The sequence below is a fragment of the Streptomyces sp. NPDC045967 genome (assembly GCF_056430495.1).
This window is the reverse complement of record NZ_JBWKLE010000023.1, coordinates 1-13,737: the sequence shown is the minus strand read 5'-3', so window position 1 is coordinate 13,737 and position 13,737 is coordinate 1. Positions and strand designations below refer to the sequence as shown.

Sequence of the window (13,737 nt, the reverse complement as noted above, 5' to 3'; positions counted from 1 at the left end):
TCAGCCTTCGTAGTTGAGGTAGTGCCACGCGCCCTCGATCAGCTCGCGGGCGTCCTTCTCCGTCCACTTCTGACCCTCGCCGAACACCTTCTTGATCTCGTTCGGCTCCACCATGCGCTGGGAGCTGAACCAGCCCCCCATGAGCTGCCGATAGACCTCCCGCAGGCTCTCGCGGACCACAGCGTCCAGGCTGCCATCGAGACCCAAGACGTCGTCCGGGACGTTGTAGATCAGGCACTCGGAGAAGTACGACGGGAGGGCCGTGATCACGCCCTCGGAGGCGAGGTCGTTCTCGATGTTCTTCAGCACCCGCACCACGAACTTGTACCGGTACTTGGTGTTGGTGTTCTTCGTCCGGCCGTTGGTCAGTTGGAGCTCGGGCCAGTTGATGACACGCTTTCCGTTGCGCCCGTAGACGACGCTGCCCACGTACTCGCCGCCGGGCACCGTGCTGTCGTAGGCCACCCACTTGAAGCACGGCACCACGTCGATGCTGGGACGGCTGCCCACGACCTCCGGAACGTACAAGGCGAGGTTGTGGTTCGTGTGCACCGAGCCGAAGTAGTTGGTGAGCGCGTCCTCGACCTCCCGGCGGAGCTTCTGCCGGGTCCACGGTCCTGCGTAACTGGCCTGCTGCCCGAACCACCAAGCCGCCAGCCCCTCCGTGTGGAAGGGGTCGTTGAGTTTCACCATGATGTCGACGTCGCTGTCACCGCGGACGTTGGTGTTGTTGGGATACGAGCCCTTCGACGCCACCGTGATGTCGAGCCCCTGGAACGGCTCGTGTCGGAGCACCGCCTGTTTCACCATGCGCTCGGCGCGCTCGAGTCGGAGCTGTTCGGAAGCACCTGGGGGTTCTTCCACTTGTGGAACAAAGCGATCCGCTGTTCATAGGTCAGCTGTCGTGCCATGAACGCCTCCAGGCCCCGGCGCGCCTGCGCCGGCCAACAGCGTACGAGCAGGCACTGACAGCGACCACTGGTGGAACACAACCCGCGCGGAGTCCTGGAGGCCATGGCATCACGAGACACTTCGGCGGGTCGCTCAGCCCCTCAGCCGTCGTCGCCCGGCGTTTCGGTGTGCAGACAGTACGTGCACCTCGACGCCTCATCGGTGCGGCCCATGCACCGTCGGCAGGTGCCGCCTTCTCGAACTGGGCCGCGGCCGTCCGCGCATCCCGGGCAGGTCATCACCGGCTGGGCGAAGCCGAAGCTAAGTACCAGCCGTCGCCTCAGCCACCTTGTGCGCCAACTGGGAGACGTCGTTCGCGGAGCGCTCGTCACCGTCGTTGGCTCGTGATCAATACACCTGGGAGGGGCGTGAGGCGGTGGGAGCGGTCGCTTCTGATGCCCTTCGACCTTGTCAGGTGAGCGTTCCCCGATGAGGGCAACACGACTGCGAGTTGGCGCCGCGGGGGTCTGCTGTCGGAGGAGCGTTGTCAGTAGCCTGCGCTACGGTCGTCTCCCCCTACAGGGCGCGCGTTGTCCTCGCCCGGCCTCTATCTCAGGCCGGGCGAGGGCGCGTGGCGTGGCCCCCATCTTCGGCACGGGGAGCACGCCTCTTCCGGATGGAAGGGCCGACACCAAGGTGTCCTGTCTCCATATGACGGGGTGGCGGGGTCCGATTGCAAGGAAAACCCGGAACTTTACGCGTTCGCTGCTTGCGGTGGGCTCTACGTGCAACGGAACGGTCAACTCCGGCCGTGCGTCGACCATCTCCGACTCCTAATGTTCCGTGATTCCTTGATCACGTCGCGTGATACGTGTCCGCCGGTCCATGCTGATGCTCCCCAACAGCGGTTCGGCACCCGCTCGTTGGAGGGGCCCCTCGTGGGGGTCTTCCGGATGGTCGCGGAGTTCGAGACACCAAGGAATGGTGATGAACAAGAAACAGATAGCGGCGGCAATGGCGCTGGCGCTAGTGATGCTGGTGGTCTTCGGCTGGAGCGCGGCGATGGCCGCGATGGGCCACGCGGGCCTGGTGGCTGGGCTGGCCCCAGTCCTGGGTTTGACGGTCACCCAGGTTGTGCGCAGCGCCCGATCGCGGAGTGCGGCAGATTCCGGGCACCGCGTGGCAGCGGTGCCCGACAAGGAGGACGGCGCTCCGTGACGACGTCGTTCAACACACCGGGGTCGGCTTCCGAGCCGGCCCCGGTCCGACCCGGCCGCAAGCTCGGTCCCATCGCGGACACGGTCAGCAGCTCACACCGTGCCTGGTTGGAGCCGACCCGCGAGCGCTACTTGGCCAGCGGCCGCACCCTCAGCGACCTCAGCCGGAAGGTCCTGGCCAAATCGAAACTGTCCGAGCTGTTACGCGGCGTCGGACACTACCCGCGCTGGGAGGTCATCCACCGCCTCGCTGGCGAGCTGGACCTTCCCGGCTGGCCCCTGTACCGGCTGTGGAAGCAGGCAGCCATGGACGCCGGCAAGACCCGGGACTGGGTCGACCGGTCCACCGAGGGCACCACCGCTGTGGCCACGGCCCGCTCCGATCGGCCCCTCGAACACTGGGCCCTGTGTCAGACGATCATGGACGGATACCTGGCCTACGCGGGAGTCTTCCTCACCGACGGCATTGACAAGACCGCAGTCGATGACACTTTCGCGATCCTCTGGCTCTGCTTCGACGATGCCCTCGCCAGCCCTGACATTCGCCGCTACGCCTGGAACATCCTGCGCGCCACCGTCAAGGCGAAGGCGAACTACAGAGACGAACGCCCCGTACTGGCCGAAGCCGCCTTCGACACCCTCGCCCTGTGCGACGCCGTCCCGGAGGACCAGCACACCCAGCTGGCCGAGAGCCTCGAGCTATTCGCCGCGATCAGCAAGCTGCCCGACGCCCAGCTCGACGTGATGGTGCTGCGGCGCCTGTGTGGCTTCCAGCCCAAGCACGTCTCCGACCTTCTCGGGATCCCACTGGCCGCTGTCCGGTCCGACGAGCGCCACGCCAACCGCTTCCTGGACGACACCATCGAGCTGCCGCCCCCAACCGGAGGACTCATCCCATGACCACCCTCGAACACGTGCTGTCCAGGGCACTGCTCGCCCGCAACCGGGCAGTGCCCCGCGATACCGTCCCACCCCGCGAGACCAACCCCCGCAAACACCCGGCCGGGATCAAGATCGGGAACATTGCCGCGGCGGAAGAACTGCGCGCACTGTGCGAGGCCCTGGTCCACCACACCCCCGCCACCACGGTCGCCGCTTTCGTCACCGACCAAGTTCCCGAACCTCGCAGCGCTCTTATCCTCGCCTGCGTGCTCCAGCTGACCGACACCGATGACGGCGCCCGGTTCTGGTGGCAGTACGCCGCTGGAGCCGGCTATCCAGCCGCCGCTTACTGCCTCTACCTGCACCACCTCGCCCTCGGTGAGACGCACACGGCCCGCTGGTGGCACACCCAGACCGATGAGACGCACACGGACACAATCACCCCCGACGCACCCGCCGTGCATACCACCATCTGCTTCGACGGCGCCCCGTTCGTTCTCCACCACGATGACGGCGCCTCCAGCACGACCCTCCTGCGGGTCATGCGCCGACTGGCCAGTCATGTCAGCCGACCCCGGTCCGCCGTGGTCAGCGAGCTGATGACCTACATGCCCACCGCCGTGGCCGTCGGCTACCTCCGCGAACCGGAAAGCGAGCTGCCGCTCCCAGGCCCTGATTTCGCCCACACGATCCGTAGCCTTCTGGCCGCGGCCGCTGACCGACCCGACAACGCCAGCGACCTCCCGCCCCGCCTCCAAGCCCGCACCACCCGGCGCCGAGACACAAACCGGGCCACACGACGGGCACGCCGCAAAGTCGACGAGGCCGCGACCCACTGAACGGCCCTACGGTCCGCTCCCCTGGCCCCTCTGCCGCCGGGGGAGCGGACGGTGGAGCGTGATTCCCTCCGTTCTTGGTGTAGCCGCCGGTGACGGCCTGCGGCCTTCGGCATCCGGGAACGAGCCGCCGCCCGCCGCCCCGTGCCCCAGCCCGCCCCGGTGACGGCCCCACCGCCGCACGCCCAGCCCATCCAGCCCGCGTCAGGCCGGGCAACCCCCACCGGAGCATGACCACCACGCCGCCCGCGGACCCGAGGATCGAAACCGTCGCCGCCCGGCTGAAGGCGGCCGCGCAGAAGCGCGCCGAGGCGTACGTGCCGCTGACGGACTGGCAGCCGCTCTGGAAGCGGCCCCGGAAGCCGAAGTCCATGAAGGCAAAGAAGGCGGAGCTGGCCAAGCAGCGCAAGCGGCTCAAGGCGGCCGGTGTCCGCAGGTTCTACGGCGCCCAGGCGCGTCAGCCCCGGCCCCGGCAGAACCGCATCGGCAGCGCCACCGCCCGCCGCGACGCCCACGCCCTGTCCCGGATGCGGCACTCGAACGCCTGGCTGTGGTGACGACGCCGGGCATCGTCCACCGTGTGGACCGCCCGATGCCGCCACTGAGTGGAGCCCATCGAGCGGACTCCACTCAGTGGCCTCCACCCAGTGGGCGCCCCCACTCAGTGGCCTCCACCGGGTGGAGTCCACTGCGGCGCGCACCGATTGACGGTGGACTCCACTCCCGGGCGCACCACGATGGCCCGCACCCCACCAAGTGCGCCCCTCTCGCCCGCACCTGGTGTGCCGTAGCTGCCCCTCGCCCAGCACGAGCCGCCCCCTTGTCCAGGTTCGGCCGACCCCTTGACCGGAGTCGGCTCCACCCCTTGACCAGGTTGTCCACTGGCACGTTTCTCCTTGACCTGGTCCGCCAGGAGCGACAAACCGCCCACCCTGAGAGGGGAGAAATCTCCGTCCCGGCACGCTGAGCGACGGCCGCAGAAAAGCCGCTGCCGGCCCCGGGACGTCGCTGGGAGACTTCGGGGATGACCACGCAGCGCCTCCCGTTCCCGGTGCCCGACGAACGCGCCCACTACTTCGTCGGCCAGTACGCCGACATGCACGACCTTGTGAAGGACCTGGTCGTGCCCACCGGCGTTCCCGAGGCCGTGGCGACCGTCCTGCGCACGGCCCGGGAGCTGCTGCGCCAGTCGTACTACTGCTACGAGTTCTCCACCGTGGCGGTGATGCACTCCCTGATCGCAGTGGAGATCGTGCTGCGCGACCGCATCCCGGGCGCGGGCAAGAAGCCGCTGCACCAGCTCATCAAGCAGGGCGCCGACACCGGCATCCTGACCGCACGCCAGGCGGAGTACCTCGACTACGGGCGGCAGATCCGCAACGGCATGGCGCACGGTGAGACCACGCACGCGGCGATGCCGCCGGCCATGGGGGTGCCGATGGTGACGACGTCGTTCACGATCGTCTCCGAGCTCTGCGCCGCACCCGTCGAATGATCACGGATCGATAACAAGCGTCACACCGTCGGCTTCCCCGGCACCTGTAGCAGGTGAATGCGGGACTCTGCCCGGAGTCCCACGCCCGCGTGAGGAGCCTCGACGATGACGTACGCCAGCAGTGCCCGTCAGCCCGATCCGGAGCCGCGCCCGACCTGGTCAAGGGGTGCCGAGCGCCCTGCAGACGCCCCGGATTCCAGTGCCGCGTCCAGTGCCGTGAACGATTCCAACGTTGTGCCCATCACCGCAGCTCACACCGCTCGTCAAGGGGCTGCCCGGCACGCTGACACCTCTCTCCCTACCCCTGAGACACCAGTGAAAGGGAAGAAGTCCACTTCCACGGCCGGGAAGGTACGGGCCGATGCGCTGCGGATGCTCGGGTGCGTGCGGATAGCCACGGTCCGGCAGATGGCTCAGGTGATCACGGGGGAGGGGTCGGACGGCCGGTCGTACGTGCGCAGGGCCATGGTGGAACTGGAGAAGCTCGGGCTGGCGGAGACGAACGGCAAGGACGGCAAGCACCAGATCTGGAACCTCACCCCGGCAGGGCAGAAGGCTCTCGCCGACGGCAACGAACTACCGGCACGACCGAAGGCCGGCACCGGAGCGAAGGCCGTCCGAGCCGGGCTCGGCCCGCACGGGCTCGCGGTGACCGACACGATCCTCGCCTACACCGACACCGTCCTCGGTGGGCGCCGGGAGTACCTGACCGACTGGCAGGTGGAGGTCAACCACGCCATCAAGCAGACCGGCCTGTCCTTCAACACCGACGCCGTCCTCGCCGTGCCGACCAAGACCAGCGAGGTCCGCCTCTTCGAACTCGACAACGGCACCATGTCCCAGGCCCGCCTCGCGAACGAGGTCTGGGACTACGAGCGCTACGCCGGGCACCGTGTCTGGGAGGGGGCCCGCGGCACGATCGGCGGGACGTACCCGTTCTGGCAGCGCCACCGCTACACCCGCTCCACCACCTTCCCGCGGCTGCACGTCGTCCTAGCGGGCAAGGCCGAGCACCTCCTCGACAACCGGCTCCAGGCGCTCACGGCCGCCGTGCAGGGCATCACCATCGCGGTGTGGGCCAACACCCTGCCCAACCTCCAGCGCGGCGAGCCCTGGTACGAGATCGGCGTCGACGACCCACACCGGCGCCGCTCCCGCTACCCCGAAGCCATCGGCCGCTGACCGGCGCTGGGCAAGCCCAAGGGGAGCCTGGGCAAGCCATCCCGAACACCGGCTTGCCCACCCCGGCCAGCGCTCGTCGGCAGGGCGGCATCGGTCACGGCCGCCGCTGGCCTTCACGGCCAGGGCGCGGCTGACCGATGACGCGTGACCGATGACCGGTCACCGCCCAGGCTGGGAGTTGCATGGACCGGTCAGGGCGTTGACGTGCTGGTTGACCGATCGTGGGGGATGGATCGGTCAAGACCGGCCCGCCGACTGGGCAACGGTTCTGCTGGGCAAGCCCTCGGAGCGGACAGCCACTGCCCTGGCCCGAGCCGCATAGACGTGGTCAAATTCCGGGGTCAAAGCCCGGGTTCTCGTCGCAGCTGCGGACTCTATTTGGTGAGCAGGGCCGATTGCGTACAGGCTTTCTGGCGGCGTCTGCGAGGTTACGCCTGTGTTCTGGTGTCCGGCCGGGGTTGTCGTGTCGGGCTGCTTTGTGCGCTGGACTGTGGTGTGCCCCAGTCGAGCACGTGCAGGCCCGTGTTGAGGATGAGTTCGGCTTCCAGGTTCAGGAGTTGGATGGGGGATCTGCCGTGACGTTGCAGCCACCTCTGGCGCCGTTGTTGTTCCTCCGCGCTCAGTTCGCTCCACCGGTCGTAGTGGATGCCGGGTGCTCGGTCCCGGTTCTCGCGGGCCCAGGCGCGGACCAGAAGTGCTTCCTCTTGCGCCGTGTGCAGGGTGATGAGGGCCCAGGCGGTGTCGTACAGCAGCGAGGGCCCGTGGCGTTTCACGAGTTGGAGGCTGCGGCGTTGTCGTATCGGTGCGAGAAGCCAGCGTGCGGTGCGCATGTTCACGGAAGTGTGCTCCCTGTCTCGGGTGAGGTGCGCCAGCGGTCTGCAGCGTCCCTGAGGCTGTGGTGGCCCAGCGTCTGCAGGGTCTGGATGAGGGCTTGGAGGAAGACTTCGCGCTGCTGGGGCGTGTGGAGGTCGGTGATGAGTTGCTCGGTGAAGCGCAGGATGTCGCCGCGGATGCCGTCGGTCTCGGCCTTGTCGGGGGGACGTAGATCCTGTAGAGCGGTGGCGAGCGTCTTGAGGGTGTCAATGCGTTCGGGGAATTGGTCGATCCACCACACTTGGCGCAGGTCTGGGTCTGCCAGTACGCCCTGTAGGCGGGCCAGGCGGTCGAGTTCCTCCTCGTGCGCCAGGATCAATGTCTGTTGCCGGAGAGCGTGTTCTTGGGCCAGGTGACGGTCCTGGGGCGTGGCGTCCAAGCGTGCCCCGCCGGTGCACGTCAGCCCGGGCGCGGCACAGCTCCATCGGCCCAGGTCGGCGTTGACGGCATCTTGGGCGGCGGCGAGGTCAAGAATGGAGTGCTGCCGCAGGACTTTCGCGGTGTGTCGGCGCAGGTGGTCTCGGGCTGTGGCCGCGGGGTCTTGGAGCTCTGGTGAATCGGTTTCTGTGCGGCGCCAGGTGCCGTCGATGCGGACGGTGAAACGCACAGCAGTGAGGCGGCTTGCCATCCGCTCGTCCCGTAGGACGAGCGAATGGGACTCCTCCTGGGCTTCGGCCGCACACGACGCGGGAAGTGTCGGTGGGCGGCGGAGCCAGGGGCAGAAGGTCACGTCTGCGGCGGGTAGGTGTCTTCACCGGGGGTGGAAGCGGAGACAACGGGGGGTGTCTGTTCGTCGATCAGGCGGTGGAACAGTGTCTTGCGCCGTGTTCGACCCAGGTCCGGGGTGCTGGAGGTGCCCACCAGGATGCCCGCTGCTCCTGCCCCGTGGAGGCGTCCGCGTAGCACTGCCTCGGCGATCGGCATGAGCAGGGTGTCGGGCAGCGCGGGGGAGTCCAGCCAGTCGGCGAGCCGGGCGTGGGCTGCTCCCGCTGTCGAAGGTTCTTCCAGAGCGGCCCGCCAGCCTCGGACGAAGAGCTGGTCGGTCAGGTTCGCTGTGAGGTCGTCGACGGTCTCGTGTGTCGTAGGCACGAGAGCGGCGTCGGTGGTGTCGGTCAGTGCCAGGAAGCTGGTGGTACCGGCCTTGCGTGTCGCACTTTCCCCGGACTCGGCCCACTGAAGGATCTCCGACAGCACAGGGACGCGCTGCTCCGGTGCCTTGGCCAATGCCCTCACCGCCTTGGCGACCGACTCGCTGGCCAGGTCGTCGTTGCGTGATGCGAGGATGCGCAGTCGGGTCAGGGCCATGCGCGGGTACCTCTGACCGAGCCGGCCGGAGCAGATCTCGGCCACGGCCGAGGCCAGTTCCCTGCTGCTGTTCTTGTTCTGCGCCCACTGGTAGAGCAGCTTGCGGACACCGGGTCCCGTCTCGGGGTGGAGGGCCATCGTCTCCAGGACGCCGATGGCCAGCTGTCGGTGGTCCGTCCGGCCGGTCTCGATCCAGCCGCTCATCACCCTCTGTACCGTGGCGCCGCCGGGCAGCAGGGACAGCTGCACCAGTCGTTCGGCGATGCGGTCGAGATGACGTACGGCGATTCCGTTCGGAGCGCTGAGCTGCGATGCCCATTCCAGCAGCAGGTCGCGCAGTTGCGGTCGCTGTTGCCACACGTACTTCAGGACCGCCTCGGACAGCCCGCGCCGTTCGTCGTCGAGCGAAAGGCACTCCCCGTCGACCATGGAGGCATTGATGGCGCCCAGACGCGCCGACAGGTCGCGGCCGGCCAGCGCCCCGCCGGGCGGCAGAGTACCGCCGACTTCCTTGAAGAGTTTGTCCGCTGCTTCCAGCACGGTCGCGGCGGGCGTTTTCTCCAGGAGGGCTGCGGCCATCAGGAGGGCTCGCTCGCGCAGGTCATCCTCGGTCGAGTGTTTCTTGAACCACGCCTCGAGGTGCGTGTGCCATTCGGTGAACTGCTCCTTGACCGCATTCCTGCCGTCCTGGTCGGCCCCGGCGATGAGGCCGGCCAGGCGGGCGGCCTCGCCCGCGTGCGAGGCTTCGGTGAGCAGAGTGTCGAGCGGGGGGCTCGTCAGCCAGTCCACGCGCCCGTTCGCGCGATGGCGAAGGTGCGCTGCGGCGACCTGCTGGGCCGGCGGGCGGACCAGGTGTGTTGTGGGCACGGTGGTCAGGTTCCTGGGGTTCCAGGAGTCCGCATCGGCCAGGATGACGAGGAAGGCCTCGTCTGCCCGTGCGGCCTTCTGGTAGTCGGCGAGCCCGGTGTAGAAGTCGTCGTCCAACCGACCGGATGACGTCAGGTCCAGGACGAAGCCGTGCCCCGGGGTGTGAGGGATCTGCTCGGTACGCGGTTGGTCCCAGTCCAGCACCAGCCAGCTGATCCGCTCCTTGGGAACGCCTGCCTTGAGCAGGATGTGCAGCGCGGTCGTCCGTCGCCCCGTGCCCGCCTGGCCGCACAGCACCAGCGTATGGCTTCGCTCGTGCGGGCTCGTCAGCCTGCCGGCGGCCAGCGCTGCCCGTCCGCTCCCGCCGGCGCCGGCCACGTCGACGAACGCGTGCTCGGCGAGGTCCAGTTCGGCCGTGTCAACACCGACTCCGCGCAGGTACTGCCAGCTCCGCTCGTAGCGGTGGATGTTCCTTGTGTAGTTCCCGGCGACCTGCGTCACGTTGGCGTTGCCCGACGCCTGTGCATTCTGGCTCGGCGTCGACGCTTCCAGGCTTTCGACTCCGATGCTCATGCTTCCCCCTGGCCACGGTAGTCGCCGCCGACCTGCAGGATTCGTGCCTTGCCCTTGGCCTTGGCGCTCTGCCCTCCCGCGGGAACTGCCGGTTTCTCCGGCGTCGGGCCGCCGTCCGTCCGGTTCCGGCTTTCGAGGTTGCTCCGGTCGGTCGACGAGGTGTTGTTGTCGGCGTTGCAGTAGGAGGCGATGACGGACGGCACGAGTCCCGGCACGTGGAGCCAGCACGGTTCCTTGAATCCAAGCTTGCCGTCCACGAGCGCCGTGGCTTGATGGAAGTCCCGGGGCTTCAGCGTCCTGGTGCGTTGGGCGAGGACGGAGCGGTCGAAGACCGGGTCCGAAACGGCAGCGGCGAGGGGCAGGTCATTGCCGAGGGCGGCGTCCATGGCACGGCGGACGGCCACGCTCTCGACGAGACGGCAGGCGTCGACTGCGGCGTCACCGCGATGGTTGGGCAGGACGAGAGGGCCGACGTGGACGCTCGCGCGCAGCCGGATGGAAGGGGAGTTCGCCAGGCGGCTCTGCTCCCGGCGTTCCAGAGCCAGCTTGAGGTGGCCAAGGAACGGGTCGACGAGCCTGGCCGCGTGTCGGGCCGGGAACACGTAGATGGATCCGTCGCCGCGGTCCTTGACCGCATTGTCGAGGGTGGAGACGTCGTCGATTCCGCACTGCTCGAAGACGGTGGACAAGATGGACTCCAGATCGGCCAGAGTGGGAGCCATCTTCGCCTCGGGGATCTTGCTGTAGTCCTTCATGTCGATGACCAACAGGGCGTATTCCTGCGGGACGTCGTCCGCGTCCGGTGCGACAGCGGGGATCATGCGGCATCGGCCTTCCTGGTAGGAACGATTGGGTGGCCCCATGCTGGCCCCGTCGGTCTCCCGGTGGTGCCCAGCAGTGGGCTTCCCGACCGTGCTGTCGATCACCCCTGAGTGGACGCGTGCGAGCGGATCGACTGGATATCGCGGATGATCAGGCCGCCGACGGCCTCGGTGGCGAGCCATTCCCGCTCGCGCCACGGCTTGAGGGCCGCTCCCACGGCATTGCGGGACGCGCCGATCAACTGCGACAGCTCGAGCTGCGTCAGGCGCACGACGTAGTCGCCGCCCTCCCCGGAGGCCGCCTGCAGCAGACGGCCCAGTGCCGAAGCCAGACGCACCGCCACCGGTGCGGTGGCCATCTCCAGACGCACGGCCTCCGCTTCCCTCACGCGGGCGATGGCGTGGCGCAGCAACGGAGCAAGCAACGTGTGCTCGTCCACGAAAGCGAGGAAATCCAGAGCCGGTATGATGTGCACATGGCACGTCTCGGCGGCGATCACAGACGCCGTGCGCGGCTGCGAGTCCAGCACCGCCAGCTCGCCCAGCAACTCGCCGGCTCCCCGGACCGCCAATAGCGTCCGTTCCCCGTTCTCGCCTGCCAGGGTGACCAGCGTGGAACCCGAATCCATCAGGATCACGTGCGTTGCGGGATCGCCCTGCCGTAGCAGCACGCTGCGTGCCGGCCGGACTCTCCGTGGCGCGAGATCTCGCAGCTGAGACCACAACGACTCACCGAACACCGTGACATGCGGCTGATACACAGACCCCCCAGGCGTACCGTCCGTCCTGACTGCATGTTCTCAGCCCATTACGTACAGCAACAACAGTCCCAATCCGGCCATCGCCAGCGCAGCGACAACCAGATCCACCGCCACGCAAACAACTTGAAACTTGCGCCGCGCCAGGCCGACGAGCACTGCCAACCGCGCCTCCTCCAGCCGTAGCTGCTCCGTGACATTCAACCCGCCGATTGACGCGATCACCGGCCCGATATTGGCCCCCTGCCGTACGCCAAGCAGTGCTTCAGGCGAACCCACCTGCGGAAGCACCGGACGAAGAGCCCACAGCGCCACGCCCACCGCGACTGCCAGCAAGACCGACGCCACCAACAGTGCGGCAACCGAACACCGCGGCGCGCCTTCAAGGGCGGCGAGCAACGCCACGACGGCTGTCAGGAATCCCCCTGCGGCACCGCACACGGCAGTCGCCTTCCCATCCGCACGCTGTAGCTCGACCACCATTACGGCAGCGACGCCCTGCAGCCGCTTCACCTTGTCCGGACTCCCCGTCCCTGAACGCCCCTCAGCCCTCTCCACGAAAGCCCCCTCATCCACGTGCCCGCATCGATGTCTCCGACTGTGCTCTGTTCTCCCGCCGTCTTGTGCACATCAACGGGCTCCGCACCAGCGTCGTCCGTCACACGCCGCCGGCTGGTGGCTGCTGACACCGATCTGTCGCGGACAAGCGCACCGTGGACCTGGTCCGCTCCCGGCCGGACGCGATCGAGCACGTCGACCACGACAAGCGGCTGTGGCGCAGGTTCTACCCGCCGACCGGACGGGAGGGCCTGGTGCCCCTCACGTTCGTGTTCATGGACACCACCGAGGCGAAGGTCGACAACACCGTCGCCGTGCTGGAGGAGGCCGGCCGCCGCTACTGGGGGCCGCGCCGGTACGACTCCCTCTACGAGAAGGCCATCACCGCGCGGGACTACCGCCAGGCGGTGCCCGTCGTCATCACCACCCTGGAGCAGCTCCAGGAGCACGGCGGACGCAAGGGCGAGCAGACGCTGACGGCCGCGCTCGACAACCCCGACGGCCACGACCTCTACCGCGCCCAAGAGGCCCGCGCCGACGCGCAGGACAAGCAGCGCCGCGCAGCTGAGCGGGAGGCACAGCGCCCGGTGTGCACGCGGTGCGGGCGCAAGTTCACCGACGAGCGATGGGAGGAGACCACCGCGCGCGGCGGCGCCTGGACGCCGGAGACCTGACCGGGTGCGGCATCTGCCACGCCGACGACATCGCCCGCAAGGAAGCCGCCCGCCGCCAGGCTGACGCGCCGCCGCCCCGCGAGGACGACGACCGGGAGCCGGTCCGGCCCGGCCGCGGCCTCTTCCGCCTGTCCAGGCTCCCCTTGGGCTTGCCCAGTGTGCGTCGCGGTCAGGTTCGGCGGAAGGCTGGGAGTCCTCCCGCTGAGCTTCTGTGAAGGTTGCACCGGGAGGGGGCTGGACAGGTGGTTGCAGGGGTGCACTAGGCGGGGGACCACAGGTGTGACCGGAGGTGGGACCCCCCGAATTCGATGATCTTCCGTTTGCCCAGGTCAATGGCCGTGGGCAAGCCCCTTTCGGAAAACGACACCTCTAATTCGTTAGTAATTAGAGGTCCTGGATCTCTAAATGGGCCCGGGGCGGCGTTGTTCAGCCCGGGCAGGACGTGTGTGGTCCGGTCGGTGCCGTGGTGACCCCTACGACACCTCCGACCGTGCGAGGTCTTTGAAAAGACTGGTGGCGCTGGGCGCCGGCCGGTCCTCACACGTTCTGCCCCCACAGGCCCATCGGGTTCGGGATCCTCGATGGATGAGCTGCCGCACGGTGACGCGTTTCTCCTCACGAGCTCCGAGCTCTGGACACGGCGCGCGCCCGTGCGGCCTTGCGGCGCCGCGCACGGCTGATGAGGTGGCGGACCACAGAGTCCTGGAATTACTGATGGTTTCAGAATGGGTTGAGCTGCGGGTCTTGCGCTTGACGATCTTGGTCGGCAGGGTGTCCGGGTGCGTGCTGATCTTGTTTCTGAAGA

At 68.1% G+C, this 13,737-nt stretch carries 14 protein-coding genes; 7 read left to right on the top strand and 7 right to left on the bottom strand.

Going from position 1 to position 13,737, the window contains the following annotated elements; genetic code table 11:
• Window positions 1–795, bottom strand: a complete 795-nt coding sequence (locus tag AC07FY_RS29545) for a nucleotidyltransferase domain-containing protein (RefSeq protein WP_479012323.1) — start codon at window positions 793–795, stop codon at window positions 1–3.
• A 1,083-nt stretch (window positions 796–1,878) separates the two neighbouring features.
• On the opposite strand from AC07FY_RS29545, the gene AC07FY_RS29540 reads away from it, so the two are divergent.
• The 6 genes from AC07FY_RS29540 (at window position 1,879) to AC07FY_RS29515 (ending at window position 6,503) form a co-directional block, all read left to right on the top strand.
• Entirely contained in the window at window positions 1,879–2,109 is a 231-nt protein-coding gene (locus tag AC07FY_RS29540) for a hypothetical protein (protein WP_479012320.1), read from the top strand.
• The gene (locus AC07FY_RS29535) at window positions 2,106–3,008 is read left to right on the top strand and encodes a sigma-70 family RNA polymerase sigma factor (RefSeq protein WP_479012317.1); all 903 of its coding nucleotides are present in this window, start codon (window positions 2,106–2,108) and stop codon (window positions 3,006–3,008) included. Before AC07FY_RS29540 ends, AC07FY_RS29535 begins: the two co-directional genes overlap by 4 nt.
• A complete protein-coding gene (locus AC07FY_RS29530) occupies window positions 3,005–3,829 on the top strand; it encodes a hypothetical protein (protein ID WP_479012315.1) in 825 nt (274 codons plus the stop codon). The genes AC07FY_RS29535 and AC07FY_RS29530 overlap by 4 nt, the downstream gene beginning before the upstream one ends.
• A 227-nt stretch (window positions 3,830–4,056) precedes the next feature.
• Window positions 4,057–4,383 carry a hypothetical protein gene (locus AC07FY_RS29525; protein WP_479012312.1) on the top strand — a complete coding sequence of 109 codons (327 nt, stop codon included), beginning with the start codon at window positions 4,057–4,059 and terminating at the stop codon, window positions 4,381–4,383.
• A 467-nt stretch (window positions 4,384–4,850) separates the two neighbouring features.
• Window positions 4,851–5,321: a hypothetical protein gene (locus tag AC07FY_RS29520; protein ID WP_479012309.1), complete on the top strand. Its 471-nt coding sequence runs from the start codon at window positions 4,851–4,853 to the stop codon at window positions 5,319–5,321.
• Between the two features lie 105 nt (window positions 5,322–5,426).
• Window positions 5,427–6,503 carry a replication-relaxation family protein gene (locus AC07FY_RS29515; protein WP_479012306.1) on the top strand — a complete coding sequence of 359 codons (1,077 nt, stop codon included), beginning with the start codon at window positions 5,427–5,429 and terminating at the stop codon, window positions 6,501–6,503.
• Between the two features lie 428 nt (window positions 6,504–6,931).
• Here AC07FY_RS29515 and AC07FY_RS29510 read toward each other — a convergent pair whose 3' ends face one another.
• The 6 genes from AC07FY_RS29510 to AC07FY_RS29485 form a co-directional block, all read right to left on the bottom strand.
• On the bottom strand, window positions 6,932–7,276 hold the full coding sequence (locus AC07FY_RS29510; RefSeq protein ID WP_479012304.1) for a hypothetical protein: 345 nt from the start codon (window positions 7,274–7,276) through the stop codon (window positions 6,932–6,934).
• Window positions 7,277–7,335: 59 nt separating this feature from the next.
• Window positions 7,336–8,004: a hypothetical protein gene (locus AC07FY_RS29505; protein WP_479012301.1), complete on the bottom strand. Its 669-nt coding sequence runs from the start codon at window positions 8,002–8,004 to the stop codon at window positions 7,336–7,338.
• Between the two features lie 98 nt (window positions 8,005–8,102).
• Window positions 8,103–10,121 carry a hypothetical protein gene (locus tag AC07FY_RS29500; RefSeq protein WP_479012298.1) on the bottom strand — a complete coding sequence of 673 codons (2,019 nt, stop codon included), beginning with the start codon at window positions 10,119–10,121 and terminating at the stop codon, window positions 8,103–8,105.
• Window positions 10,118–10,942, bottom strand: coding sequence for a hypothetical protein (locus AC07FY_RS29495; protein ID WP_479012295.1), 825 nt, complete (start codon window positions 10,940–10,942; stop codon window positions 10,118–10,120). The genes AC07FY_RS29500 and AC07FY_RS29495 overlap by 4 nt, the downstream gene beginning before the upstream one ends.
• Before the next feature lie 101 nt (window positions 10,943–11,043).
• A complete protein-coding gene (locus AC07FY_RS29490) occupies window positions 11,044–11,613 on the bottom strand; it encodes a Crp/Fnr family transcriptional regulator (protein ID WP_479012534.1) in 570 nt (189 codons plus the stop codon).
• Window positions 11,614–11,742: 129 nt separating this feature from the next.
• The gene (locus tag AC07FY_RS29485; RefSeq protein WP_479012292.1) at window positions 11,743–12,213 is read right to left on the bottom strand and encodes a Pycsar system effector family protein; all 471 of its coding nucleotides are present in this window, start codon (window positions 12,211–12,213) and stop codon (window positions 11,743–11,745) included.
• Between the two features lie 200 nt (window positions 12,214–12,413).
• On the opposite strand from AC07FY_RS29485, the gene AC07FY_RS29480 reads away from it, so the two are divergent.
• Entirely contained in the window at window positions 12,414–12,932 is a 519-nt protein-coding gene (locus AC07FY_RS29480) for a hypothetical protein (RefSeq protein WP_479012289.1), read from the top strand.
• Window positions 12,933–13,737 lie beyond the last annotated feature (805 nt).

Excerpts from the sequence above, each read along its gene's own strand:
- AC07FY_RS29540 (WP_479012320.1), top strand. The coding sequence starts at position 1,879 with ATGAACAAGAAACAGATAGCGGCGGCAATGGCGCTGGCGCTAGTGATG.
- AC07FY_RS29530 (WP_479012315.1), top strand. The coding sequence starts at position 3,005 with ATGACCACCCTCGAACACGTGCTGTCCAGGGCACTGCTCGCCCGCAAC.
- AC07FY_RS29525 (WP_479012312.1), top strand. The coding sequence starts at position 4,057 with ATGACCACCACGCCGCCCGCGGACCCGAGGATCGAAACCGTCGCCGCC.
- AC07FY_RS29520 (WP_479012309.1), top strand. The coding sequence starts at position 4,851 with ATGACCACGCAGCGCCTCCCGTTCCCGGTGCCCGACGAACGCGCCCAC.
- AC07FY_RS29515 (WP_479012306.1), top strand. The coding sequence starts at position 5,427 with ATGACGTACGCCAGCAGTGCCCGTCAGCCCGATCCGGAGCCGCGCCCG.
- AC07FY_RS29505 (WP_479012301.1), bottom strand. The coding sequence starts at position 8,004 with ATGGCAAGCCGCCTCACTGCTGTGCGTTTCACCGTCCGCATCGACGGC.
- AC07FY_RS29500 (WP_479012298.1), bottom strand. The coding sequence starts at position 10,121 with ATGAGCATCGGAGTCGAAAGCCTGGAAGCGTCGACGCCGAGCCAGAAT.
- AC07FY_RS29495 (WP_479012295.1), bottom strand. The coding sequence starts at position 10,942 with ATGATCCCCGCTGTCGCACCGGACGCGGACGACGTCCCGCAGGAATAC.